This is a genomic window from Streptomyces sp. NPDC048185 (assembly GCF_043202495.1).
GTDB lineage: Bacteria > Actinomycetota > Actinomycetes > Streptomycetales > Streptomycetaceae > Streptomyces.
Genome location: NZ_JBIDAN010000001.1, coordinates 963709 through 988025, shown reverse-complemented (window position 1 = coordinate 988025; position 24317 = coordinate 963709). Strand labels below are relative to the sequence as shown.

Below are 24317 nucleotides of genomic sequence, written 5' to 3'. Positions count from 1 at the left end.
GATCCTGTGATTCACCTGTGCCGGGGACTCTACCGGGCACCTCCGACAGCGTCCGGATACCGGAAGGCCGCACGTTTTTTCACCGGTCCGGCTGCGGTTCCCGTACGCCTCAACGGGCCCCAGCAGACGGCCTGTGATGCGCTTTCCCGTCGTTCCATCGACATCGGTCAACGAATTCCGTAGGCAAACAGCCATTGACGTGCTGTTTCCGTCGGGGTTCTATCGTGCGCCGGGAGCGGACGAGAACCACGTACGACCAAGCCGCCGGAGGCGATAGCGCTCCCGCCCGAACCGCACAGCACGAGTCGATCGGAACCGCTCCATGACCGACACGCTCCGCCCCGCCCAGACCGCCACCGCAGCGCCCCCGGACCGGCCGGACCACCCGGAGTCCCGGACGCTCAAGCGTTCCATCGGGGTCGTCGGCGGCACTCTCCTGACGCTCTCGTGCGTGACCCCCGCCTCCACGCTGTTCGTGGTCGTGCCCGACCTGTTCGGCTCGCTCGGCACCGCCACCGCCCTGACGATCGCCATCGGCTCCCTCCTCTGCATCGCCGTGGCGTTCTGCTACTCGGAGCTGGGCACCATGATCCCCAGCGCCGGCGGCGAGTACGCCATGGTGTCGACCATGGCCGGACGGCTGGCGGGCTGGCTGGTCTTCGTGCTGTCCCTGCTGGTCGTCATGATCGTCCCGCCGGTGATCGCGATGGGCACCGCCGACTACCTCGAACCGATCGTGCACCTCGACCCGTCGGCCGCGGGCGCGGGCGTCATGGTGCTCGCCACCCTGGCCGGTCTGCTCGACCTGCGGGCCAACGCCTGGATCACCGGCGTCTTCCTGGTCCTGGAGGTCATCGCCGCGGCCGTCGTCGCGGTGCTGGGCTTCACCCACGGCGAGCGCGGCCTCGGCAGCCTCGCCTCGATGGAGGTGGCCGGCGCCGACGGCCACGCGGACGCCGTGACCGCCATGCTGGTCGTCTCCGGGCTCGCCATCGCCCTGTTCATCACCCAGGGCTTCTCCACCGCCGTCTACCTCTCCGAGGAGCTGGAGAACCCGCGCCGCAACGTCGCCCGCACGGTGCTCGCCACCCTCGCCATCTCCACCGTGATCATCCTGGTGCCGGTCGTCGCCATCACCCTGGGCGCCTCGGACCTCGCCGAACTGACCGGCGGCGACATCGGCTCCATGGTCACCGCCTGGTCCGACTCGGCCGTCGGCACCTTCGTCAGCCTCTGCGTGGCCCTCGCCATCATCAACGCCGGCATCGTGATGGTCATCCAGAACTCGCGCGTGCTGTTCGCCTCCGCCCGCGACAAGGCGTGGCCCCAGCCGGTGAACAGCCTCTTCGCCAAGCTCGGCCGGTTCGGCTCCCCCTGGGTCTCCACCCTCGCGGTCGGCGTGCCCGGCGCGCTGCTCTGCTTCGTCAACCTCGACACCCTGTACGGCGTCACCGGCGTCTCGGTGACCGGCATGTACCTGCTGGTCGCGATCGCCGCCCTGCTGTGCCGGCGCGGCGACCACCGGCACACGCAGGCGTGGCGCATGCCCCTGTGGCCCGCCGTGCCCGTCCTGCTGATCGTGGTCCTCGCCTACATCCTGACCCAGCAGGAGACGAGTTACCTGCTGTGGACCGGCGGCATCACCGCCGTCGCCACCCTGTACTGGGCCCTGTACCTGCGCCCGCGCCGCGACACCCGCTGGCTGGTGACCCTCCCGGAGGACGCCCGCGACGAGGTCCGGGAGCCCGCCGGGGCGTGAGCCGGGCCGCGTGCGCGTACCGCGTCCGCGGTAGGCGGCGGGGACCCGTACGCCCGTGGGAGGGGCGGCGGTTCACTCCCCGGAGGGCCGCCCATGCCGGTGCCGGACCGTACCGTGGGACGCATGGATCTTCGACTGCCCCGCATGCGGGGGCTGCTGCGGCGGCCGCGGCGGACGCTCTCCGCCGCGGCCGCCGTCGTCGTGCTCGCCGGCGCGGGGACGTGGACGGCGGTCGCCTCCGACGACCCGCCCCCGGTACGACGCACCGACACGATGATGTCCGTGGGCGACGGGGTGCGGCTCGACACCTCCTACTTCACGGCCGGTTCCGGCGGCCGCCGCCCCGCCGTCCTGCTCGCGCACGGCTTCGGCGGCAGCAAGGCCGACCTGCGGCAGCAGGCGGAGAGCCTCGCCCGGGACGGGTACGCGGTGCTGACCTGGTCGGCACGCGGCTTCGGCAGGTCCACGGGGAAGATCGGCCTCAACGACCCGGACGGCGAGGTCGCCGACGTCTCCCGGCTCATCGACTGGCTGGCCCGGCAGCCGCAGGTGCGGCTCGACAGGGCCGGCGACCCGCGGGTGGGCCTGGCCGGCGCCTCCTACGGCGGTGCGGTCGCGCTGCTCGCCGCCGGCCACGACGACCGCGTGGACGCCGTCGCCCCCTCCATCACCTACTGGAACCTCGCGGACGCGCTGTTCCCCGACGGCGTCTTCAAGAAGCTGTGGGCGGGCGTCTTCGTCAACACCGGCGGCGGCTGCGAGCGTTTCGAGGACGCGCTGTGCCGGATGTACCAGCGGGTCGCCGAGTCCGGGGTGCCGGACCCGGAGGCCGTGAAGCTGCTGAGCGGACGCAGCCCGCAGGCCGTGGGCGACCGCATCGACGTCCCCACCCTGCTGACCCAGGGCCAGACCGACTCCCTGTTCCCCCTCGACCAGGCCGACGCCGCGGCCCGGGCGATCCGCGCGAACGGCGCGCCCGTCGACGTCGACTGGATCGCGGGCGGGCACGACGGCGGCGACCTGGAGACCGACCGCGTCCAGGCGCGCGTGCACGCCTGGTTCGACCGCTACCTGAAGGACGACGCGGGCACCGCCACCGGCCCCGCCTTCCGGGTCACCCGCACCGGCGGCGTCGACTCCACCGACGGACAGGCCCAGTTGCGGGGCGCGAGCGCGGACCGGTACCCCGGCCTGGCCGGCGGTCCCGCCTCCGTGCCCCTGAGCGGACGCGAGCAGCACTTCGCCAACCCGCCCGGCGCCAACCCGCCGGCCGTCTCCGCGCTGCCCGGCATCGGCGGCGCGGCCGGGCTCGGCCGGCTGTCCTCCCTCGGCCTGGGCGTCTCCCTGGACTTCCCCGGCCAGTACGCCGCCTTCCAGTCGGCCCCGCTGACCGAGGACCTGCGCATCACCGGCTCCCCGACGGCGACCGTCCACGTCCGCTCCACCTCCGACGACGCCGTCCTCTTCGCCAAGGTCTACGACGTCGGCCCCGGCGGCACCGCCCCGGTGCTCCCCGCCCAGCTCGTCACGCCCGTCCGCGTCGAGGGCGCGAAGGCGGGCAAGGACGTCACCCTCACCCTCCCGGCGATCGACCACGAGGTGGAGAAGGGCCACCGGCTGCGCCTCGTCCTCGCCTCCACCGACCTCGGCTACGCCTCCCCGGCCGCCCCGGCGACGTACACCGTCTCCCTCGCGGGCGGCCTGGAGGTGCCGACGGCGCCCGGCGTCACCACGGCCGCGGCCCCGCTGCCCGCCTGGGTGTGGTGGCTGCCGCTCGCCGGTCTCGCCGTCGCCCTGGCCCTGCTGCTGACCGGCCGCCGCCGCACCGCCACGCCCGCCCCGGACCCCGCGCTCGCCGAGGTCCCGCTCCGGATCACCGGCCTCACCAAGCGCTACGCCGGTGCGGCCGACCGGTACGCGGTGCGGGAGCTGTCCTTCCGCGTCGAGCAGGGCCAGGTCCTCGGCCTGCTCGGCCCCAACGGCGCCGGCAAGACGACCACCCTGCGCATGCTGATGGGCCTGATCACGCCGGACGAGGGCGAGATCCGCCTCTTCGGCCAGGCCGTACGGCCCGGCGCCCCCGTGCTGTCCCGGGTCGGCGCCTTCGTCGAGGGCGCCGGCTTCCTGCCGCACCTGTCCGGCCGGGAGAACCTGGAGCTGTACTGGCGGGCCACCGGCCGCCCGCCCGAGAACGCCCACCTGGACGAGGCCCTGGAGATCGCCGGCCTCGGCGACGCGCTGGCCCGCGCGGTGCGCACCTACTCGCAGGGCATGCGCCAGCGCCTGGCCATCGCCCAGGCCATGCTGGGCCTGCCCGACCTGCTCATCCTGGACGAGCCGACCAACGGCCTCGACCCGCCCCAGATCCGCGAGATGCGCGAGGTGATGATCCGGTACGCGGCCGCCGGGCGCACCGTCATCGTCTCCAGCCACCTGCTCGCCGAGGTCGAGCAGTCCTGCACCCACCTGGTGGTGATGGACCGCGGACGCCTGGTCCAGGCCGGCCCCGTCGCCGAGATCACCGGCTCCGGCGACACCCTCCTCGTCGGCACCGACCTCCCCGTGGAGGAACCGGTCGTGGAGAAGATCGCCGCGCTCCCGGGAGTGGCCTCCGTGGTGCACACCGACGACGGGCTCCTGGTCCGCCTCGGCACCGACGGCACGGCGCCCCGCCTCGTGGCCGAACTGGTCCGGCTGGAGGTGCCGGTGGCCTCGGTCGGCCCGCACCGCCGCCTGGAGGACGCCTTCCTCACCCTGATCGGAGGTTCCGCATGAGCGCGCTCACCGAGCGGACCCGGCGGCCCGCCGAGCCGGCCGGGTCCGCGGACGACTACCGGCCGGGCCGCACCCTGCCCCTGCGGGTGGAGCTGCTGCGCCAGCTGAAGCGGCGCCGCACCCTGGTCATGGGCGCCGTCCTCGCCGCCCTGCCGTTCGTCCTGGCCGTGGCCTTCGCGATCGGCGGCGAGCCGGACGGCCCCGGGGACCGCATCACCCTGATGGACACGGCCACCGCCTCCGGCGCCAACTTCGCCGCGGTCAGCCTCTTCGTCTCGGCGGGCTTCCTGCTGGTCGTCCCGGTCGCCCTGTTCTGCGGGGACACCGTGGCCTCCGAGGCGAGCTGGTCCTCCCTGCGCTACCTGCTCGCCGCGCCGGTCCCGCGCGCCCGGCTGCTGGCGTCCAAGCTCGCCGTCGGACTGGGGCTCAGCCTCGCCGCGATGGTGCTGCTGCCGCTGGTCGCGCTCGCCGTGGGCACGGTCGCCTACGGCTGGGGTCCGCTGGCGATCCCGACGGGCGGCTCGCTCGCCCCGGGGACGGCCGCGCTGCGCCTCGTGGTGGTCGTGGCGTACATCTTCGTCTCCCAACTGGTCACCGCCGGGCTGGCGTTCTGGCTGTCCACCCGCACCGACGCCCCGCTCGGCGCGGTCGGCGGCGCGGTGGGCCTGACCATTGTCGGCAACGTCCTGGACGCCGTGACCGCCCTCGGCCACTGGCGTGACTTCCTGCCCGCGCACTGGCAGTTCGCCTGGGCGGACGCCGTCCAGCCGCACCCCGAGTGGTCCGGCATGATCCAGGGCACCGCGGTCTCCGTGACGTACGCGCTCGTCCTGTTCGCGCTGGCATTCAGGGGATTCGCCCGTAAGGACGTGGTGTCCTGAGCGGCCGCGCGCCGCCCCGTTTTCTTTCCGGAAATTTTTGAATACTGCGCGGTCCAACCGGGTGAACCTGCGCAACCGATTCTCACGCGCCGGGTTTATGAAGCAGTAGGCATGCGACGCCGAGAAAGGAACGCGCAGTGCCGAGAAGGCAATGGGCGCCGAGGTCGTCGCCTGCTCCATCCGCGGTACACGGGCCTTTCCCGCAGGAATTCGCGCAGTACTTCAAGCAGGAAGATCACCACATTGCGACAGACCCTGAGCAGGGGAGTGTTCGCGGCGGCCGCCGCCACGGGCATTCTGTCCCTGTCCGGCACCCCGGCACTCGCTGACAGCATCGCGGTGGGAGCCACCGACGAGGCTTCCGGTCTGCTGTCCGGGAACAACGTTCAGGCGCCCATCGACGTGCCGGTGAACGTGTGCGGCAACACCGTCGGTGTGCTCGCGGCGTTCAACGACGCGTACGGCAACGCCTGCGGCAACGTCTCGCACGCGGGCCGGTCCGGCTCCGCCGCCGGCGCCCGGGCGGTGGGCAGCACCGAGGAGGCGTCCGGGATCGCGTCCGGGAACAACGTCCAGGCGCCGATCCACGTCCCGGTGAACGTGTGCGGCAACACCGTCGACGCGCTCGCGGCGTTCAACGACGCGCACGACAACACGTGCGGCAACGTCTCCCACGGGGGCTCGAAGGCCACCTCCTCCGACAGCCGCTCCGGTGACGGCGCGCGGGCCGTGGGACACACCGAGGACTCCTACGGGATCGCGTCCGGGAACAACATCCAGGCGCCCCTCCACGTGCCGCTGAACGTGTGCGGCAACACCGTCGACGTGCTGGCGCTCCTCAACGACACGTACGGCAACTCGTGCGAGAACGCCTCGTACGGCTCCGAGCCGGGCTACGGCACCGAGGAAGTGACGCCTCCGGCGCCCGAGACGCCCCCGACGAGCACGCCCACCGCTCCTCCCGTGCGCACCGTCGACGCGCCGCCCTCGGTCGGCGTCGAGGAGCCCGGCGACACGCCCCACCTGGCCGAGACCGGCAGCGCCGGCATGCTGACGGCCTCGGTCGCCGGTGCCGCGCTGCTCGGTGGCGGAGCGATGCTGTACCGCCGCGGTCGCGTCGCCGCCCGCCGCTAGCGGCTCCCGGGTGCCGGACGCGAACCGTCCGGCACCCGCTGTCCTCCCCGGCGAACGCCCCCGGACCGACCCGGGTCACCCCATCAGGTGGCCGGGCGGACCGGGGGCGTTCCGCCGTGCCGGGGCCGTCGTGAACCCCGCCCGGCGGCGAACGCCCCCGGTCCGCCGCCGGGCGGTACCCGCCGTCAGTGACTCACCGGCGACGGCGACGCGCTGCGGCCGGCCACTCCGGGGACGGGGACCGTCGCGCGGGCCGGGGTCGTCCTGAGCCGGCGCCGCACCCCCTGCACCAGGGTCCTCGCCGTGAACGTCGCACCGTGGACGAAACGCATGGCGGGACCGAAACCGGAGGCCGTCACCAGGCCCGCCAGGAACAGGCCCGGGTGCGACGACTCGAACTCCCGGCCGGTCGCCGGGGAACCGTCGGGCAGCACCGCCAGCGTGCCGCACAGGTCGGCGGCGAGCATGCCCATCCGGTCGCAGCGCGGCTTGAACCCCGTGGCGGCGATGACGTGCTCGGTCTCCAGGGTGCGCACGACGCCGTCGCGGGTCACCGTGTCCAGCCGCACGCCGCCCGGCACCGCGAGGGCCGCCGAGACCTCGTGGCCCGGCATCAGCTCCACCGCGCGCTCCACCCGGTCCCGCACCCACCACGCGCCCGCGGGCCCGAGGGCCGTCGCCGCGATCCGGGTCCGGGTCGCCACCGGCAGCCGCCTGAAGACGCCCGGGCGCTCGGAGTAGAACCAGTTCCGCCAGCCGGGACCGAGCCCGCTGTGCGGCGACCGCACCGTCTGCGTCCAGGGGCGCTCCCAGGGCGGCGGCACGTCGTTCCAGCGCACCTGCTCCGCCCGTGCCAGCACCCGCACCCGGGTGCCCTGTTCGGCGAGCAGCGCCGCGGTCTCCAGCGCCGCCTGACCACCGCCGATCACCGTCACGTCCTTGCCGCGGAACGGCGCGAGGTCGCTGTGCTGGCTGCTGTGCGTCACCAGCGACGGGTGCAGCCCGCGCAGCGCCGGCGGCACCTCGATGAACGGCATCACGCCCACCGCCATCGCCACCGTCCGCGCGTGCAGCATCTCCCCGTCCTCGGTGACCACGGTGAAGCCACCGGGGCCGGACGACACCCGCGCCACCATGCGCTCGTCCACCTCCGGCACGGCGTGACGGGCGAACCACAGGCCGTACGACGCGAACTCCTCCACCGGGATGGGCTGCGCGTGACGTGCCGTCAGCCCCTTCTCGGCGCAGTACGCGTCCAGGCGCCAGCGTCCGTGCGGGTCGGACAGGTTGGACGCCCAGGGCTCCGACTTCAGGTACATGCCCCCGGGCATGTGGTCCCGCCAGGACGCCATGGGCCGGCCGAGCACGCGCAGGTTCAGCCCGGCGGCCGCGGCGTGGGACGCGATCGACAGACCGTACGGACCCGCGCCCACCACCAGAAGGTCGTACATCATCACTTGCTCGCTTTCTCGTTGTCGGTCAGGGAGGACGAGGCCGCCCTGGGGATCGGAGGTGCTGCCGGTGAAGTCCGGGCCGGCGCCGACGGACGCAGCCGCTCTCGCAGCCGGCCCGCGACATGACGGCCCCACAGGGACCACATGGCCCGCCCGGGTGCGGGGTCGTCCCGGGCGTACCAGGCCAGTTCGCGACCGTCCGGGGCCGGTCGCAGGGCGGTCAGCGGGGCGTAGTTCTCCACCACGAACGCCCGTCCGGCCAGGGGGGAACCCTGGGGCAGCGGACGTCCCGTCAGGTCGAGGTGCTGGGCCCGTACGACGTCCAGGCCCGCGCTGTCGGCGAAGAGCCGGAACTGGGCGCCGGGGCGCGGATTGAAGTCGAGCAGGTGGTAGCGGCCCGTCGTGCCGCAGCGGCGGAAGTCGAGGTCGAAGATGCCCCGGTAGCCCAGCTCACCGGTGAGCCGCTCGGCCAGCGTCCGCACCTCGGGGTTGGGCGTCCAGCGGCCCACCGCGGTCAGGCCCGCTCCGCGCGGCCACGCCAGCTGCTTGCGGCCCGGTCCGCCCGCGCGCACGGCACCCGAGCCGTCGGCGTAGCCGTGGACGAACCAGTCCCGGTCGGGCCCCGGCGGCAGATAGGCCTGGAGCAGCAGCGGGCTGCCCGCCTCCGCGGTGCGCAGGTACAGCTCCCGTGCCTGCTCCGGGGACCGCACCAGCTGCGTGCTGCGCAGCCCGCTGCCGGCCGGCAGCAGCCAGGGACGGCTCCACTTCGCCACCACGGGCACGCCGAGCCGCCGCACGTCGTCGGCGGCCCGCGCCGGGCCGTCCGGCACCAGCGTCAGCGGGTGCGGCACGCCCGCGGCGGCGCACACGGCGGCCAGTTCGCCCTTGTCGGCGACGCGTTCGGCCAGCGTGCCCGGCATCGCGGGCAGCAGGTAGGAGGGGGCGAGGGCGTCGCGCAGGCGGGCCACGGCGATCGCGCTCGCGTCGTCCATCGGGATCAGGACGGCGGGTGACGGCACTTCACCGGCGACCCGGCGCAGCACGGCGAGGATGTCGTCCGCGGACGCTCCCGGAAGCGGCGGCGGGTGCATGCGCCGTACGTAACGCGACTTGTTGACGGGGCTTCCGGCCGAGTCGGCGACGACGTGCACCTCCACTCCCGCCCTGCCGAGGGAACGCACGGCGCCCAGCGTTCCGTGGTGAAAGGGATTCGGGTCGATCCGTAGCAGCACCGCGGGGACCCGGGTGTCGAGCAACGACATGAAGTCTCGCTTTCTTCTGGTGATGTCCGGGCCTTTCACCCGCACGGGGGAGTTCGGCACTCGAAAGCCCCAAGGGCAGTGGCGCCCCGGAATGTCCTGTGCCTGAATTCATATGACTGTTCGTCAATAGCGAGAACAGCCGCAGAGGTCGGACGAGAGCGAGGAGAGGGGCAGGCATGGCTCCACAGCACAAGCGGATCCGGTTCGGCAGGCTGGCCGTGGGCGCGGTGGCGGTGGCCGCGTCGGCCGTCCTGGCGTCCGGTCCCGCGGCCGGGGTGGGGGTGGTGCGCGGCACTGATCCACCCGTCCCGCCGCCCGCCCCGACGGTGCCCGCCGGCCTGCTCCCGGCCGCTGCCGAACCGTCGGCGACGCCCTCGGCGGTCACCCCGGCACGGCGACCGGAGGTGCCGGCGTTCGGCGCCTTCCTCGCCTCCGACGCCCGCGGTGTGGCCCGCATGAAGCAGCTCAGCCACTGGCTCGGCGGCGCCGAGCTCCGCGTCGGCCACACCTACCTGCCCGGCAACCGCTGGCAGGACATCGAGGGGGACATCCGCTTCCTCGAGTCGTGGGCGCACTGGCGCAACGCGGAGGACGACCGGATGCTCGTCCTCAACGTGCCCATGCAGGAGCGCAACGAGGAGGGCGTCTCCGACGGCGAGGTCCGGCAGCTGCTGCGGCGGGGCGCGGCCGGGGAGTTCGACCACCACTTCCGTGCCCTGGCCGAGCGGCTGGTCCGGCTGAAGGTGCCGGACACGGTCCTGGTGCTCGGCTGGGAGATGAACGGCGTCACCTACACCCACCGGTGCGGGCCGGATCCCGAGGCCTGGAAGAAGTACTGGAACAGGATCGTCACCACCATGCGCTCGGTGCCGGGCCAGAAGTTCCGGTTCGACTTCACACCGAGCCGCGGCCGGGACGCCCTGCCCTGGACCGAGTGCTACCCGGGCGACGACACGGTCGACGTCATCGGCATGGACTCCTACGACCAGCCGTCCGGCATGTCCTTCGACGAGCAGGTGAAGGAGCCCTACGGACTCCAGGCGCACGTGGACTTCGCGAAGGCCCACCGCAAACCCATTTCCTACCCGGAGTGGGGGCTCTTCCGGAACGGCGACAACCCCGAGTACATGCGGCGCATGCTGGAGTGGATCGCCGAGCACAAGCCGCTGTACAACACGCTGACCGACTACTGCCCGCACGGTGTCTGGCAGTGCGCGGCCAACCCGGACGCCTCCCGCGTCTACCGGTCCGTCGTCTCGCGCCTCGCCGACGGGACGACGCCCACCGCTCCGTCCGTGCCCGAGCCCAGCGCGCCCGACCCCACGCCGACCGCGCCCACCGCGCCGCGGCCCCCGCAGGGGTGCTCGCCGCTGGACCTGGGCAGTTGGGTGGAGTACTGGCTCGGGGGCAAGCTCTGCCTCCGCTTCGAGTGGTGGTCGGGCGACTAGCGCGCCCGCCCCGGCCGGTGGCGGCCGGCCCGTGCCCGGGTCCGCCGCCACCGCCGGGCACCGCACCGCCGTCACCGCTGCCCGTGCACGTCGGCGGCCGGGGCCGGGCCGGGCACCGACGGGACGGGGGCGGAGCCGTCGTCCTCCCGGCGGTTGCGCCGCGGCCGTGCCAGCAGCGCCAGCCCGCCCAGCAGCCCGCCCGCGCTCGCGCCCACCAGGGTGGTCACCGTCGTCGACGCCGACGTCGGGCTGCTCGGCTTCACCGCGCGGGAGAACTGCACGAGCCGCACCTGGGTGCTGCCCTTGGAGTGGTCCGCGTGCTGGGTCAGCGCCCGGGAGACCGCGTTGGCCATGTCGACGGCCAGGGCGGGCCGCGTGGACGTGGCCGAGACGGCGACCATGGGCGCGTCGGGCGAGGTCGCGGTGCGCACCTTGTCCTGCAGCGTGCGCACCGGTACACCCGCCCACACCTGGGCGTCCCCCAGCACCGCGAGCTGGGTGGCCACGCGGCCGTACGCCTGCGCGAAACCGCGGGCGGCCTCCGGGGTGGACTTCGACGTCGGCACGGCGACGACATAGCTGGTGGCCGTATAGGTGGCCGGTGTGAAGAGGCCGTAGGCGCCGCCGAGCAGGGTGCCGGCGAGGGCGCCCGCCGCGAGGACGGACCAGGACGGCAGCTTCTTGACACGCGCCGCGGACGGGAAGCTCCGGCGGGTCGGAGTGTCGGTCATGACGGGCTTGCTCCGAGGGGTGAGAGGGCCGACGGCGAACGGGAGACCGCTGCCGCGTAGACGTCGACGAGGCGGGCTGTGCTGCGGGTGATGCTGTAGCGGTGCGCGACGTCCGGGACGGTGCGGGGCCCGGCGCCCGCCGCGCTGACCTCGGCGATCGCGCGGGCGTACGCGCCGGGACCGCCCCGCACGCGCCGGGCGCCGGCGGTGGCCGACGGCGGCAGGTCCTCGATCGCCGGGCAGGAGGCGTAGAGCACGGGCAGGCCCGAGGCCAGCGCCTCCACGGCCGCCAGGCCGAAGGCCTCGTCCGGCGACGGGGACGCGAACAGGTCCATCGCGGAGGTGAGCGAGGGCAGGTCGGGGCCCGCGGAGCCGTCGGGGAGGTAGGGGCGCTCGCCGGTGAACAGGACCCGCCCGGACACGCCGGCCTCGTGTGCCGTGCGGCGCAGGAGGTGCTCGTCGGGGCCCCCGCCCACCAGCAGCAGCCAGTGGTCCTCCGGCAGCCGGGCGAGCGCCTGGACGAGGACGTCGAACCGCTTCCCCCGGGCGAGCCGGCCGACGCCGCCGACGACGAACGCGTCCTGGGGAAGGCCGAGACGCCGGCGGCAGCGTGCCCGCCGTTCCGGGTCGAAGCGGAAGCGGTCCAGCTCGATGCCGTTGGGGACGACCTCGATGCGGGGAGCGGGCACGCCCCAGTGCTTCAGCCGGTGGGCCACCGCCGAGGAGACGGCGACCGTCTTCGAGCCGAGCCGCTCACTGGCGAGGTACAGCCCGCGCACCCCGGCGGTGAGCCTGCGGCCCTCCATCTGGGAGTCGCCCAGCGAGTGCTCGGTGGCGACGACGGCGCGGACCCCGGCGAGGCGCGCGGCGAGGCGGCCGTACACGCAGGCCCGGTACAGGTGGGTGTGGACCAGGTCGTAACCGCCGGCGCGGATCAGCCGGACCAGCCGGGGGAGCGCGGTCAGGTCCCGGTTGCCGGACATGCCCAGATGCACGACGCGGACCCCGTCGGCGGTGAGACCCTCGGCGACCGGGCCGGGGTTGGTGAGCGTGACGACGTCGCACTCGACGGGCAGATGACGGAGCAGCAGGCGCAGTTGCTGCTCGGCCCCGCCGACGCCGAGGCCGGTGATGATGTGCAGGGCCCTCATCTCACAGGCCTTCCACGGGGCGCCGGCGCAACCGGTGCAGCCGGTGCTTGAGGTACAGCCGCCACGCCGTGTCGTTCTGGCCGACGTGGACGCGGGGCAGGGCGTGCGGACCGGTCAGCGGGCCGGGGTCGATGGCGCAGGCGTAGGTGTATCCGGCGTCGCGCACCGCCTCGACGGCGCGGGCGTCGATCGTGCCGTACGGGTAGCAGAAGCCGTCGGGCCGGACACCGGTCAGCTCCGCCAGCCGCTCGCGGCTCTCGACGACCTCGGTCTTCAGCTCCAGGTCGTCCGCCCGGGTGAGGTCGACGTGGGTCAGCCCGTGCGAGCCGATCTCCACCCCCTGCGCGGCGGCCTGCCGGATGCCGTCGGCGCTGAGCAGCGGCTTGCGGGGGCCCAGCGGGTCCCAGGCGTTGTCGCCGCCGAGCCGTCCGGGCAGCACGAAGAGGGTGGCGCCGCAGTTCCACCGGCGCAGCAGCGGCAGGGCGGTGGTGACGAAGTCGGCGTATCCGTCGTCGAAGGTGAGCCCGACCAGGCCCTGCCCCGCGCCGCGGGCGCGGGCGGCGAGCAGGTCGGCCACGGACACGCCCCGCAGCCCCCGGCGGCGCAGCCACGCCAGCTGCCTGCCGAGCCGCTCGGGCGTGACGGTGATGCGGTACGGATCGTCCGAGCAGTCGCCCACCGAGTGGTACATGGCGACCCAGGGGAGCGGGCCGGGACGCGGGGCGGCGGGTCTGGCGGACGGGACGGAGTCAACGGATGCGGCCATGGGTGAGCTTTCGTGTGACGGTGCGTACGGAACGCACGGCGGATGTGGAACCCCGGACCCCCGAGGCCCAGGCGAGCGGGACGAAAACGGCGACCACGGTCAGGCAGCCGGCCGCGAGGCCCCCCAGCGGGGAGTCGGACCGGCTCGCGGCGAACGCCCCGGTGACGGTCGCGGCGGCCGCCGCGAGCACCGGCCCGCTCAGCTGGGCCAGGACCTGCCGGACCCGGACCGTGACACCGTGCGGGCCGCTCCGGCCCGTTCGCAGCCCGGCGAGCAGCAGGCCGGCCGTGACGGTGATGCCGAAGGCGTTGGCGGCGGCGATCCCCGCCACCCCCCAGTGGCCCACCGTGACGGCGCCGATCAGGGACGTCACGCCGATGCCCGCGGCCATCACGCCGACGGGGTACCAGCTGGGCCGGCCCGCCGAGAAGTACGAGCGGATCAGGGCGCCCACCAGCGTCTGGCCCAGCAGCCCGAGGGCGTACACCCGCATGACGTCCGCCGTCGCCACGGTGTCACCCGCGGTGAAGGCGCCCCGCTGGAAGAGCAGTTCGACCATCTGCGGAGCACAGGCGATCACCGCGCACATGCCCATCAGCACCACGCAGGAGGTGAGCACCAGGTCCCGCTCCACCCGGCTGCGGGCCCGTTCGGTGTCGCCGTCCGCGAGCGCCCGCGCCACCACGGGGAAGGTGACCGTGATCACCATCAGGGACAGCGTCATGGGGATCTGGGCCACCTTCTGCGCGTAGTTCAGGTGCGAGATGGCCCCGGCGGGCAGGGAGGAGGCGAGGAAGCGCTCGACGAGGACCTGCGACTGGCGGCACAGGGCGAAGAGCAGCACGGCGGCGACCAGGGCGAACCGCATCGGCCGCTCCTCGGCCTCCTCGCCCGCCCCGGACCCGTGCGACGCCGGTACGCGTGACGTCAGCTGCCGCCACAGGGAGGGCAGTTGCACCGCCACCATCAGGCAGCCGCCCGCCGCGACACCCGCCGCCGCGGAGCGCACGCCCCACCGGGCGCCGAAAAGGAACATCGCCGCGACGATGCCGGTGTTGTAGGCGACGTAGATCGCCGCGGGCGCGAAGAAGCGGCGGTGCGCCCGCAGCGCGGCGCTGCAGTACCCGGCGAGCCCGAAGGCCAGCAGGCTGATCGCCGTGAGCCGGGTGCAGTCGACGGCGAGGCGGGGGTCGGGCAGTCCGGGCGCCAGGGCCCGGACCAGCAAGGGGGCCGCACCGGCGACCAGCGCGGCCACCGCGGCGAGGGCCAGGCACAGCCGGGGCAGGGTGGCGGCGACCAGGGCCCGGACCGGGTCCCCCGCGGCGCCACGGGCGCGGCGGGCCAGCGCCAGGCTGAACGCCGGGATCAGCACCAGCGCCAGCCCGTCCTCGATCAGCAGCGTGGCGGACAGCTCCGGCACGGTCCACGCGACGAGGAAGGCGTCCGTGTCGCTCCCGGCCCCGAACAGCCGGGCCAGTGACTGGTCGCGCACCAGGCCGAGCAGGGAGCCGGCGATGGACAACGACGCCGTGACGAGCGTCGCCCGGGCGAGGAACTTCCGGGAGGCCGACGCCTGGTCGGCGCCGGCCTGCACCGACGTGGCCGCCCGCGCCGCGGGCACGGGCGCCGCCTCGTCGGTCTCGGACCCGGGAATCTGTGAAGGCATGACGGTCATCGGGCCACCGCCTCCTCGACGCGCTCGCGGACCCCACCGGGTGACAGGGCGTCCCGCCGCTCGCCGCCGGCCAGCGCCCACCAGGCGGCGAGCCCCAGGGCCATCGCGGTCACCACGGTCGAGGGGCCGCCGATGTCGCCGTACAGGAAGTCGGTCAGCACCCAGACCAGCAGCCCGCAGGCCACCAGCGCGCAGTCGAGTCCCGGCCCCCCGCGGCGGACGCGCAGCAGCCGGCGCACCCCGCACAGCAGCAGGGCCAGCCAGCCTCCGGCGAGGGTGAGCAGTCCGACCAGCCCCTGCTCGCTCAGGACCAGCAGGTACATGTTGTGCGGCGACAGCAGCGCCTGCTTGTGGTACTCGGCTCCGGCGCCCTCGATGTCGCTGCCCGACGACAGGGCCAGCGTGGCGTGCCCGTCGCGGTACTCGGGGAAGTTCTTCAGGCCCACGCCGGTCAGCGGGTGGTCGCGCCACATCCCGGTGGCCGACGACCACAGGGTGTACCGGTCGACGACGGACTGGTCGGGGGCGTCGGTGACCTGCGCGATGCTGTCGATCCGCTCCTGCAGCTGCGCGGTGCCGACGCCGAACCCGCCCACCAGGACCACGCCCGCGGCGGCCAGGGCGGCGGCCACCTTCAGCGCGCGGCGCAGCCCGGCCAGCGCCAGTTGCACGGCGCACGTCAGGACGGTCGCGATCCAGGCGCCCCGGCTGAAGGACACCGCGAGCGGGGCGAGCAGCACGAGCGCGCAGCCCGTGGCGGCCGCCCGCTGCCACACCGGTGCCCGGCCCAGCGCGATCCCGGCGGCGCAGACCAGGCCGAGGGCGACCACGGACGCCATGCCCATCACGTCCTGGGCGCCGAACGTGCCGACCGCCCGGATGTCCTCGCCCTGGTAGGAGGCGCCGGTCCGGGTGACGTACTGGTGGACTCCGACGGCGCCCTCGCACAGGGCGAGGCCCACGAACGTCCAGGCCAGCACCCGGAAGTCGCGGCGGTCCCGGAGCAGCAACAGCACCGCCGCCGGGACCAGCACGAAGATCTGCAGATAGCGGGCCATGCCGGCCAGCCCGGCCGCGGGCGAGGACGCCCCCAGCGCGGCGAGCGCGATCCCCACCACCGGCAGGCCGAGCACCAGGGCCGCGGCGGGTGACAGCGGGCGCCGTCCCTCCCGCAGCAGACGGACCACGCAGTACCCCACCACCAGCCCGGAGCACACGTCGGCGGGCCCCGCGCCGTGCCCGGCGGGCGACAGCGCCGGCAGGGCGAGCACCGCCGCCAGGGGCAGGACCGGTCCGAGCACGGCGGCCCGGCGCGGAAGCGGTGCGAGAGGGTGGCTCACGTCGGTCAGCTCCCCGTCGGACGGACCAGCGTGGCCGCGGTGCGCAGCAGGATGCAGATGTCCCGCCACAGCGACCAGTCGTCGATGTAGGCGTTGTCGAACCGGCAGCGGTCCTCGATCGAGGTGTCGCCGCGCAGCCCGTGGACCTGGGCGAGGCCGGTGATGCCGGTCCGCATGCGGTGCCGGGCCGCGTAACCGGGGTGCGCTCCGCTGAACTGAGCGACGAAGTAGGCGCGTTCGGGGCGCGGCCCGACCAGGCTCATGTCGCCGCGCAGCACGTTCCACAGCTGGAGGAGCTCGTCGAGCGAGGTGCGCCGCAACATGCGGCAGAAGCGGCTCATCTCGTTCTCGTTGGCCACGCTCCACCGCGTCGCCGACTCGTGCTCGTTCACCGGGCGGTGCGTGCGGAACTTCAGCAGCGTGAACGGCTTCCCGTCCCTGCCGATCCGCTCCTGCCGGAACACCACGCCCGGGCCCTCACCGAGGCGCAGGACCGCGGCACACGCCAGCAGCAGCGGGCTGACCAGCAGCAGCAGCGTGCCCGACACGACGATGTCGAGCATCCGCTTGCCCGCGCCGCCGTGCCGCGCCGGGGACAGGTCCAGCCGCCGGCAGGCGAACCCGGCCAGCCGTTCCCCCGTGGTGTACGTGGGGGAGTCGGCGTCGAGCTCCCAGATCACGCAGCCCGACTCGGCCAGCGTGCGCAGCAGCGGCGCCTGTTCAGCGCGGACCGAGGGATGCACGGCCAGCACCGCGCGCACCCCGTTCTGGATGACCGCCCGTTCGACCTCCTCGCCGGTCCGCAGCACCGGGATCCCCTCGACGCCCTCCGGCTGATCGGCGACCACGCCCACGGGCCGCACACCGCACCGCGGGTGGCGCAGCAGAGCGGCGGCCACACGGTGTGCGGTCGCCGGCGGGCCCACCACGAGCGCGGCGCGCGGATGGCGCAGCAGTGCCGCGCGCCGCCGCCCGTGCACGGCCGCGCGCAGTGCGCAGCACGCCCCGGCCTGCAGGACGACGCCCGTCAGCACCGTGCCGGCGGACAGGGCGTCCTCCGGCCGGTACGCCGCCCAGAGCGCCGTGGGCACCAGCCAGGCGACGGCGGTGCGGCCGCACACGGCGGGCAGTTCCTCCAGCAGCCCCGGCACCGGCGGCCGGGTGTCGCGGGCGCGCAGCAGGAGGGACACGACGACCAGCAGGGTGGCCAGCAGCGTCTGGCGCTGGGTGCCGGCGAGCGCCAGCGCGCCCAGCACGGCGGCGCCGAGGTCCGCGAGGAGCAGCGGGACCGGCGAGGCGTCGGGCGCCGGGGACCGCGGGGCGGAGATCCGCGGACCGGCCGAGGCGCCGAGCGGCGGCATGACGGAGACGGGTGAGAAGCCGTGCTCCCGTGGCGTTACACCGGGGGAGGACACGGTACGTTCGGCAGTCACGAGTGGATGGACTCCCTGTGCTCGGTGGACTCGACGTCCTGTGTTGTCGGGTCCGCCTCGGAGTCCCGGCCCGTGCCGAGCGGTCGGCCCCGCTCGACGCCGTGGGAGGTGGCGCGCTCGATCGCTGCGAACGGGCGCGCACCGGGTGAGGCGGGCCATGGGCCGAGAAGGTCGCGGTAGACGTCCGCGACGGCCTCGGTGGTGTGTCGTACGTCGTGGAGGGACAGCACGTGCCGGCGGCCCCGGACGCCGAGCGACTCGCGCAGCGGCGCGTCGAGCAGCAGTCCGGTGATGGCCGCGGCCAGCTCCTCCGGGTTCTCCGGCGGGATCACGCACCGGGCGGTGAGGGCGGGCGGCAGGCTCTCGCGGGCGCCGTCGACGTCCGTGACCAGCACCGGCACGCCGCAGGCCATCGCCTCCAGCGGGGCCAGTGCCATGCCCTCCCAGCGGGACGGCAGGACGGCGAGATCGGCGGCCTGGTACCAGACGGAGGTGTCGGCGACGGCACCGGTGAACAGCACGGACCCGGGGGCTTCCTGCCGCAGCCGGTCGCGGTCCGGTCCGTCGCCGACCAGGACGAGCCGGGCGTCGGGCACCCGCCGCACGACGGTGTCCCACGCCCGCAGCAGGACGTCCTGCCCCTTCTGCGGGCACAGCCGCCCCACACAGACCACGAGGGGAGCCGCGGGGCCGACGCCCGCGAGCGGTGCGAGCCCGGCCCGCACGGTGCCGGCCGCGGCGGGGCGGTAGCGCTCGGGATCGATGCCGTTGGGCACGACCGCCCACCTGCCGGTGATCCCGGCCCGGACGCCGGTCGCGCGCTCCGCCTCGCTCACGCACAGCATCCGCGTGGCCCAGCGTGCCCCCCACCGCTCCCAGCGGAGCGCGAGGGCCGCGGTGCTCCCGCCGACCGCCTCGAACGACCAGGCGTGCGGCTGGAAGACCGTCGGGATCCGTCCGCGCACCGCGAGCCGGCCGGCGAGCCCCGCCTTCGCGCTGTGCGCGTGCACCAGGTCGGGGCGTACGTCGTCGATCAGGCGCGCGAGACGCCGTACCTCGCGCAGGAGCGAGGGCCCCGGTGACCGCGTCGCCTGCCAGGGCCGGACGTCCGCCCCGTCCGCCCGCAGCCGGGCGGTGAGCGCGCTGTCGGGGCAGACCGCCGTGACCTCCAGCCCGTCCGCCAGCTGGGCCCGGACGAGGTCCGTCACGACACGCGCGACCCCGCCCTCCACGGGTTGGGTGAGGTGCAGGACCCGGGGCGGACGGCCACGGGGTGACGGGGCCACGGACACGGGTTCCTCGCTGACGCAGGTGCTCGGGACGGGAGGCGGAGCGTTCACTGCCGGGCGTCGACCGCGGCGAAGAGCGCGCCGGCCCACGCCCCGTCCCGTGGGGAGGCGAGGCGGACGGTCGCCTCGTCACCGGCGTTCGGCAGACCTCCCGCGAGATCGAACACGTCGGAGTCGTAGCCGAGGTTGTTCGCGTAGGCGGGCGTACGGGCGGGGGCGTGCCCCGCGGGCCCCGTGATGGTGGAGTTCAGGACGTCGTCGGCGGGGTTGCCGGGGCCGCTGAGCGCGACGGTGCCGGACCCGCTGGTCACGGTGAGCGCGTCGCCTTCGCTGCCGCGGTCGCCGTCGTAGGCCACCAGGCCCACGCTGCCTCCGGCGTTCGCGGGGAAGCGCGAGTCCCGCAGCCGCAGCTCCGCCGCCTGGGCCCACAGCGGCACGAAGCCGTCCCAGAGCGCGAGGTGCCGCAGCGGTTCCTTCGCGTTCTCGTACGCCACGACCAGGGTCCAGCCACCCCAGGCACCGGCCGTCGACCGGCCGGCGGCCACGTTGATCTGCGCCACGGTGTACAGACCCGGTCCGCTGTCCCGCACCAGCCCCGTCACGTCCGCCGAGGCCTGGAAGGCGTCCACCGTGTCGGTCACGCGGTGCCCGACGAGGGTGTCCGCGAGGAGCTCCTTGTACGCGCCGCCCGGTTCGGCGATCAGCACCCGGCCGTTGTCCTCGGACGGCTTCTGCTCACCCACGCGCAGGTTGCCGCCCCAGTACAGGCGCGCGTACGTCACCCGCGAACCGGCGGGCAGGCGGACCTCCGCCCGGGAGGAGTTGTAGGTGTTCGGGTCGTCGTCGACGTCGACGTACGACATGTCGAACGCGCCGTTCACCCCCTGCGCGCCCCCCTGTACGTCCCGGCACGAGGACGCCTGGGCCCGGCAGGTGGCGGAGGTGTTGGCGGCGCGCACGATGCCGCCGTGCTGGAGTGCGCGGTAGCGCTCGGAGAAGGCGAGGCTGTCGGCCTCCGGGGAGGGCGCCGCCGGCGCGGCGGCCGCGAGGCCGCAGGGTGCCCACATCACGGCGAGGGAGAAGACGCCCACAGCCGCATGGCGAAGCATCTGACCCAGGGATTGACGCATGACCGTCGGTGCCTTTCGGAACAGGGTGGCGGTGGCAGTCGGCGGTGACGAGTGCGATGCGGCCGCCCATGAGGATGCTCAGGAGGTCGCAACTCTAGTCACCAAACGGACAAACTCCCTGAAATTCAGCGAAAGCGGCAAGTGTGTTGGAATCGTGAAGCCCTGTTGCGGGAACGGACGGGCCTGCCCTCCCGCCCGGCCGGGGACGCGACGGGGTGGCAGGCGTGTGGCACCGAATGGCGCATCCCCGGTTGCGGAGGTGTCCGGGCGCTTTCACGGTGGGTTGCAAGATCCGAAGCCTGAGAAAGGAACCTCCATGCGCGCTCTGCCCGTCCGGCTCGTCGCCCCCGGCGTCCTGTGTGCCGCCCTTCTCACCGGTGTCACCGGCGTCGCCGGCCCGGCGGCCTCGGCGGCCGACACGGCCCCCGAGCGTCACCGCGCGACGTCCTCCGCCGCACTGCTCGAGCAGGTCGAGGCCGTCGACGCCGACGAGCACGGACTCACCCCGGTGGTCGACCTGCTGAAGGCCGCACTGGAGGCGGACGGTGCCAGGCTGTCCTCGGCGGAGGTCCGCAAGCTGGGCGACGCGGCGAAGGACGCACTGGCGAAGGCGGCCGCCGACGACCCGGCGGCCACGACCGCGACCACCGCCCCGGCCGAGCCGTCCTCGTCGGCCACGTCGACGAACGACACGGTGGTGACCGTCGTCGGCGACGACCTCACCGACGAGGACCTGACCACCCTGCGGGAGGCCGTCGACAACCTCCTCGAACTCCTCCTGTCCGGCACCACGACGAGCACGGACACGGCCACGGACGCCGACGCGGCCACCGGGACCGAGGCGGCGACGGAGACCGACGCGGACACGAACGCCACTCAGGCGCCCTCCCTGATCGGCGACCTGCTGGGCCGCGCGGAGAAACTGGTCGCCGCACTGCTCGGCACCGGGACCACCCAGGCGACGACCCTGCCCGCACCGGCCGGCCTCGTCCGGGCGCCCATCCTCCCCGGGCTCGCGCTCCCGGGAGTCACGCTCCCCGGAGTCGCGCCGCTGACGTCGCTGCTGATGCCGGCCTAGCCACCGAAAGAGCCTCGAAGTCCGCGAAAGACTTTCATATGAGGACTTGTCAATCTTCTGCTCCACGGTTTCCGCTCCGGCCCGGGGTCGTTAGGCACGGCGACACACACTTCCCCTCCGGTGACCCGCGTTGCCGAAGAAAGGAACATGATGAAGTCCCTGAAGGCTGCCGCCGTCCTTGCCGGATCCCTGATCGCCGCCGGCGTCGCCGGCCCCGCGTTCGCCGGTGAGACCGAGCTGGCGTCCACCGGCCTCGACACGGGCCTGCGCACCGCGCTTCCCTTCGAGGTGATGGAGCAGGACTCGGCGCCCCTGCTCGAGACCGGCAAGGAAGGCCCGCTGCTGCACACGACGAAGGACGCGGCGGCCGCAGTGAACGAGGCCAAGCCGGTGCGCGGCGACCTCGGGCTGCACGCCTGACACCGAGCCGCCCCGAAGCCGGCCCCCGGTACGTGTGGGGGCCGGCTTTCGTCTGCCACCGTCGGTGGTGTCCCTGCCGTACGGACGTCGTCGGCCCGGTCCGTGGCGGGTGCCCCGAGTGCTCGCCCGGTGACAACGCCCGCCGGATTCACGCCCTGAGCCGTACGGCGGGTGACCGCCTGCCGCGTCGGTCGGTTACCGCTACCGACAACCCCACGGACGAGGGAGTGGACCATGACGACCGACATGGGCGGGGCACCGGAGCGTGCCGAGGACCGGAACGAAGCGCCGGGCCCCGCGCGACCCCGGCGGACGGGCAGAACGCGGCGGGACCTGGCACGCGGTCTGCGGGCCGGCGCACTCGCCGCCGCCCTGGCCCCGGCGCTCACCGCCTTCCGCTCCGCGCGCCCCCGGCAGCTGTCCGGGAGCGACCGCCGCGCCACCGGATTCGACGTGACCCACCGCGGACGCCACATCAAGGGTGTCCCGAGCTCCGCCTCCGGCACCGCCGGGGACGGTCAGTGGCACGTCACCGTCGACGGCCGCCCCCTGCACCTGATGCGCCGCGCCGACGGCACCTGGCTGAGCATGCTCGACCACTACTGCTCGTACCCCACACCGCTGGAGGCCGCCCGCGCCGCCGTCGACGCGCTCGGCCCCGGCCGGCAGCTCCGCGACGCCCCGGCCTCGGCACCGACGGGCGCGGGACGGGCGCACGATCACGCGGGGGGCCGGCATGGCGTACGTGCGTAAGGACGCCGCCACGCTCACCCGCGCCGAGAAGCGACGGTTCGTCAACGCCCTGCTGGAGGTCAAACGACGCGGCGAGTACGACGAGTTCGTGCGGACGCACATCACGTACTTCGCCTCCGACGGCGAACGCGGACTGCGCGCCGCGCACATGACCCCCTCCTTCCTCCCCTGGCACCGGCGGCTCCTGCTCGACATGGAGGACGCCCTGCGCCGCGTGGACTCCTCGGTCACCCTCCCGTACTGGGACTGGACCCGCGACCGCACGACCACGTCCGCGCCCTGGACGGCGGACCTGATGGGCGGCAACGGGCGGAGCTCCGACAGCAGGGTGATGACCGGCCCGTTCGCCCACGGGGAAGGCCACTGGACCATCAAGGTGGGCGTGACCGACGGGGAGTACCTCACCCGGGACCTCGGCCGCCGGGGAGCCCCGATCGCCCTGCCCGGCAAGAGCGACCTCGAGTGGGCGCTGAAGGACCCCGCCTACGACGTGGCGCCCTGGGACTCGACGGTCACGAAGGGCTTCCGCAACAAGCTGGAGGGCTGGGGCACGGGCCGTGGCAGCGCCTCCTGGCGCAACCACAACCGGGTGCACCGCTGGATCGGCGGCGACATGCTCGGCGGCGCCTCCGTCAACGACCCCGTCTTCTGGCTGCACCACGCCTTCGTCGACCTGCAGTGGCACCGCTGGCAGCGCCGGCACGGCAAGGCCCGCTACCTCCCCGCGACACCCCCGGGCTCCGGCGACACGCAGCACGGCCGCGTCGTGGCCCGCCACGAGAAGCTGCCGCCGTGGGACGTGACGCCGGGCGAGCTGGAGGACGTCAGCCGGATCTACCGGTACGCGTGAGCCGACGGGGACCGGGGCGCCGGACGGACGGCCCGGCCGGCCCCCGTCGTGGCAGACCGACACGTCTGGGCGTTCGCCCGACCGGCAGTCCCGCAAGGCCTGTGAAGTGCACCTTTACAAAAAAGTCACGCGTTGGGGCGGTTCGACTGTCAAAAGCCGCGAATGTCCCCTATGTTGAACACTGTCAGTGACCAGTCCAGCACGGACTGTGTCGACAGGAGAAACGGAGAGGTAATGCGTAAGTACCAGAAGGCCGCGGTCGTCCTGGCCATGCTCGGCAGCGCCGGTTTCCTCGGCACGGGTGTCAGCTACGCCGGTGGCGACCACCCCTCGATCGACAGCAAGCAGAGCCAGAACTGCACGGGCGAGGTCAACAACCAGCAGGCCCTCGTCGGCCTGCAGGACACCAACGTTGCCGCCAACCTGCTCCTCGCGGTCGGCAACCCGGCGGCCGGCAACACCGCCGTGACCTGCTCCCAGGCCTTTGGCTGAGGATCACTGATCAGGTGATCTGAGTGAGTCTCGGGGCTCGAACCCAGTTGTTCGAGCCCCGGGACTTCTCGTCTTGCGGGCCTTTTTCAGTCGTTCCGCGACTCTGCCGCCCCGGGGGGGGCGGAGGGTCGACCGTATAAGGAAAACAGGTAGATGCTCACTTCGAAGAAGATCGCGGCGACGATGGCGGCCGGAATCCTGGGCGGCTTCGCGCTGGTGGGTTTCGGTGCCGTATCGGCATCCGCCGACGCGGGTGTCGACAAGTGCGCCAAGGACGGTGACGGCATCCACTGTGTGCAGTCGCAGACCTGCGCCGGCGGGACCCAGGTCGACTGCACCAGCGTGGCCGTCATCGAGGGCAGGAAGACGGAGTTCTGACGTCCGAAGAGCCGACCCGGCTCAGACGTGTGCCGCTCGGGTCTCTTCGCACAGCGGAGAATGGCCGGGACCCCACACCGGGTCCCGGCCATCGGTGTGTTTCCGGCCTTCTTCGCCG

The 24317-nt window shown here is 74.0% G+C and carries 21 protein-coding genes; 11 read left to right on the top strand and 10 right to left on the bottom strand.

The genetic code is table 11. The features are described from left to right. The first annotated feature begins 322 nt into the window (after positions 1–322). The 4 genes from ACGF3H_RS04370 (at position 323) to ACGF3H_RS04355 (ending at position 6549) form a co-directional block, all read left to right on the top strand. Complete coding sequence (locus ACGF3H_RS04370) at positions 323–1759, top strand: APC family permease (protein ID WP_362492001.1); 1437 nt, start codon at positions 323–325, stop codon at positions 1757–1759. A gap of 123 nt (positions 1760–1882) precedes the next feature. After that, complete coding sequence (locus ACGF3H_RS04365; protein ID WP_362492004.1) at positions 1883–4534, top strand: CocE/NonD family hydrolase; 2652 nt, start codon at positions 1883–1885, stop codon at positions 4532–4534. Next, complete coding sequence (locus ACGF3H_RS04360) at positions 4531–5415, top strand: ABC transporter permease (RefSeq protein ID WP_362492007.1); 885 nt, start codon at positions 4531–4533, stop codon at positions 5413–5415. Before ACGF3H_RS04365 ends, ACGF3H_RS04360 begins: the two co-directional genes overlap by 4 nt. A 243-nt stretch (positions 5416–5658) precedes the next feature. After that, positions 5659–6549, top strand: coding sequence for a chaplin (locus ACGF3H_RS04355; RefSeq protein ID WP_362492008.1), 891 nt, complete (start codon positions 5659–5661; stop codon positions 6547–6549). Positions 6550–6734: 185 nt separating this feature from the next. On the opposite strand, the gene ACGF3H_RS04350 is transcribed toward ACGF3H_RS04355, so the two are convergent. Both ACGF3H_RS04350 and ACGF3H_RS04345 read right to left on the bottom strand, forming a co-directional pair. Next, the gene (locus tag ACGF3H_RS04350) at positions 6735–8000 is read right to left on the bottom strand and encodes an NAD(P)-binding domain-containing protein (protein WP_362492169.1); all 1266 of its coding nucleotides are present in this window, start codon (positions 7998–8000) and stop codon (positions 6735–6737) included. Positions 8001–8002: 2 nt separating this feature from the next. Next, positions 8003–9265, bottom strand: coding sequence for an ATP-grasp domain-containing protein (locus tag ACGF3H_RS04345; RefSeq protein ID WP_362492011.1), 1263 nt, complete (start codon positions 9263–9265; stop codon positions 8003–8005). A 176-nt stretch (positions 9266–9441) separates the two neighbouring features. On the opposite strand from ACGF3H_RS04345, the gene ACGF3H_RS04340 reads away from it, so the two are divergent. Then, complete coding sequence (locus ACGF3H_RS04340; RefSeq protein WP_362492014.1) at positions 9442–10713, top strand: glycosyl hydrolase; 1272 nt, start codon at positions 9442–9444, stop codon at positions 10711–10713. Between the two features lie 71 nt (positions 10714–10784). Here the strand turns inward: ACGF3H_RS04340 and ACGF3H_RS04335 are convergent, their stop codons facing one another. Genes ACGF3H_RS04335 through ACGF3H_RS04300 form a run of 8 tightly spaced genes read right to left on the bottom strand, consistent with a single transcriptional unit; the run spans position 10785 to position 20228 of the window. After that, entirely contained in the window at positions 10785–11444 is a 660-nt protein-coding gene (locus ACGF3H_RS04335) for a lipopolysaccharide biosynthesis protein (protein ID WP_362492017.1), read from the bottom strand. Next, positions 11441–12595 (bottom strand): glycosyltransferase, encoded by a 1155-nt coding sequence (locus ACGF3H_RS04330; RefSeq protein ID WP_362492019.1) that lies wholly within the window; start codon positions 12593–12595, stop codon positions 11441–11443. The genes ACGF3H_RS04335 and ACGF3H_RS04330 overlap by 4 nt, the downstream gene beginning before the upstream one ends. 1 nt (position 12596) lies before the next feature. Then, positions 12597–13361, bottom strand: coding sequence for a polysaccharide deacetylase family protein (locus ACGF3H_RS04325; RefSeq protein ID WP_362492021.1), 765 nt, complete (start codon positions 13359–13361; stop codon positions 12597–12599). Continuing rightward, positions 13345–15036, bottom strand: a complete 1692-nt coding sequence (gene murJ, locus ACGF3H_RS04320; protein WP_362492024.1) for a lipid II flippase MurJ — start codon at positions 15034–15036, stop codon at positions 13345–13347. Before murJ ends, ACGF3H_RS04325 begins: the two co-directional genes overlap by 17 nt. Continuing rightward, the gene (locus ACGF3H_RS04315; protein ID WP_362492026.1) at positions 15033–16376 is read right to left on the bottom strand and encodes an O-antigen ligase family protein; all 1344 of its coding nucleotides are present in this window, start codon (positions 16374–16376) and stop codon (positions 15033–15035) included. The genes murJ and ACGF3H_RS04315 overlap by 4 nt, the downstream gene beginning before the upstream one ends. A 5-nt stretch (positions 16377–16381) precedes the next feature. Then, entirely contained in the window at positions 16382–17809 is a 1428-nt protein-coding gene (locus ACGF3H_RS04310) for a sugar transferase (protein WP_362492027.1), read from the bottom strand. Further along, positions 17806–19095 (bottom strand): glycosyltransferase family 4 protein, encoded by a 1290-nt coding sequence (locus ACGF3H_RS04305; protein ID WP_362492030.1) that lies wholly within the window; start codon positions 19093–19095, stop codon positions 17806–17808. Before ACGF3H_RS04305 ends, ACGF3H_RS04310 begins: the two co-directional genes overlap by 4 nt. 50 nt (positions 19096–19145) lie before the next feature. Further along, on the bottom strand, positions 19146–20228 hold the full coding sequence (locus ACGF3H_RS04300; RefSeq protein ID WP_362492033.1) for a DUF3344 domain-containing protein: 1083 nt from the start codon (positions 20226–20228) through the stop codon (positions 19146–19148). Positions 20229–20544: 316 nt separating this feature from the next. On the opposite strand from ACGF3H_RS04300, the gene ACGF3H_RS04295 reads away from it, so the two are divergent. From ACGF3H_RS04295 to ACGF3H_RS04270, 6 genes are all read left to right on the top strand, one after another. After that, positions 20545–21306, top strand: a complete 762-nt coding sequence (locus tag ACGF3H_RS04295; protein WP_362492036.1) for a hypothetical protein — start codon at positions 20545–20547, stop codon at positions 21304–21306. Positions 21307–21453: 147 nt separating this feature from the next. Then, positions 21454–21726 carry a hypothetical protein gene (locus ACGF3H_RS04290; protein ID WP_362492039.1) on the top strand — a complete coding sequence of 91 codons (273 nt, stop codon included), beginning with the start codon at positions 21454–21456 and terminating at the stop codon, positions 21724–21726. A 234-nt stretch (positions 21727–21960) separates the two neighbouring features. Next, positions 21961–22479 (top strand): tyrosinase family oxidase copper chaperone, encoded by a 519-nt coding sequence (locus ACGF3H_RS04285; protein WP_362492042.1) that lies wholly within the window; start codon positions 21961–21963, stop codon positions 22477–22479. Then, entirely contained in the window at positions 22463–23329 is an 867-nt protein-coding gene (locus ACGF3H_RS04280) for a tyrosinase family protein (RefSeq protein ID WP_362492045.1), read from the top strand. Before ACGF3H_RS04285 ends, ACGF3H_RS04280 begins: the two co-directional genes overlap by 17 nt. A 234-nt stretch (positions 23330–23563) precedes the next feature. Continuing rightward, a complete protein-coding gene (locus ACGF3H_RS04275; protein ID WP_362492047.1) occupies positions 23564–23821 on the top strand; it encodes a hypothetical protein in 258 nt (85 codons plus the stop codon). Between the two features lie 153 nt (positions 23822–23974). After that, complete coding sequence (locus ACGF3H_RS04270; protein WP_362492050.1) at positions 23975–24199, top strand: hypothetical protein; 225 nt, start codon at positions 23975–23977, stop codon at positions 24197–24199. Positions 24200–24317 lie beyond the last annotated feature (118 nt).

Excerpts from the sequence above, each read along its gene's own strand:
- ACGF3H_RS04300 (WP_362492033.1), bottom strand. The coding sequence starts at position 20,228 with ATGCGTCAATCCCTGGGTCAGATGCTTCGCCATGCGGCTGTGGGCGTC.
- ACGF3H_RS04330 (WP_362492019.1), bottom strand. The coding sequence starts at position 12,595 with ATGAGGGCCCTGCACATCATCACCGGCCTCGGCGTCGGCGGGGCCGAG.
- ACGF3H_RS04340 (WP_362492014.1), top strand. The coding sequence starts at position 9,442 with ATGGCTCCACAGCACAAGCGGATCCGGTTCGGCAGGCTGGCCGTGGGC.
- ACGF3H_RS04370 (WP_362492001.1), top strand. The coding sequence starts at position 323 with ATGACCGACACGCTCCGCCCCGCCCAGACCGCCACCGCAGCGCCCCCG.
- ACGF3H_RS04270 (WP_362492050.1), top strand. The coding sequence starts at position 23,975 with ATGCTCACTTCGAAGAAGATCGCGGCGACGATGGCGGCCGGAATCCTG.
- ACGF3H_RS04345 (WP_362492011.1), bottom strand. The coding sequence starts at position 9,265 with ATGTCGTTGCTCGACACCCGGGTCCCCGCGGTGCTGCTACGGATCGAC.
- murJ (WP_362492024.1), bottom strand. The coding sequence starts at position 15,036 with ATGACCGTCATGCCTTCACAGATTCCCGGGTCCGAGACCGACGAGGCG.
- ACGF3H_RS04285 (WP_362492042.1), top strand. The coding sequence starts at position 21,961 with ATGACGACCGACATGGGCGGGGCACCGGAGCGTGCCGAGGACCGGAAC.
- ACGF3H_RS04295 (WP_362492036.1), top strand. The coding sequence starts at position 20,545 with ATGCGCGCTCTGCCCGTCCGGCTCGTCGCCCCCGGCGTCCTGTGTGCC.
- ACGF3H_RS04350 (WP_362492169.1), bottom strand. The coding sequence starts at position 8,000 with ATGTACGACCTTCTGGTGGTGGGCGCGGGTCCGTACGGTCTGTCGATC.
- ACGF3H_RS04280 (WP_362492045.1), top strand. The coding sequence starts at position 22,463 with ATGGCGTACGTGCGTAAGGACGCCGCCACGCTCACCCGCGCCGAGAAG.
- ACGF3H_RS04365 (WP_362492004.1), top strand. The coding sequence starts at position 1,883 with ATGGATCTTCGACTGCCCCGCATGCGGGGGCTGCTGCGGCGGCCGCGG.
- ACGF3H_RS04335 (WP_362492017.1), bottom strand. The coding sequence starts at position 11,444 with ATGACCGACACTCCGACCCGCCGGAGCTTCCCGTCCGCGGCGCGTGTC.
- ACGF3H_RS04275 (WP_362492047.1), top strand. The coding sequence starts at position 23,564 with ATGCGTAAGTACCAGAAGGCCGCGGTCGTCCTGGCCATGCTCGGCAGC.
- ACGF3H_RS04360 (WP_362492007.1), top strand. The coding sequence starts at position 4,531 with ATGAGCGCGCTCACCGAGCGGACCCGGCGGCCCGCCGAGCCGGCCGGG.
- ACGF3H_RS04290 (WP_362492039.1), top strand. The coding sequence starts at position 21,454 with ATGATGAAGTCCCTGAAGGCTGCCGCCGTCCTTGCCGGATCCCTGATC.
- ACGF3H_RS04325 (WP_362492021.1), bottom strand. The coding sequence starts at position 13,361 with ATGGCCGCATCCGTTGACTCCGTCCCGTCCGCCAGACCCGCCGCCCCG.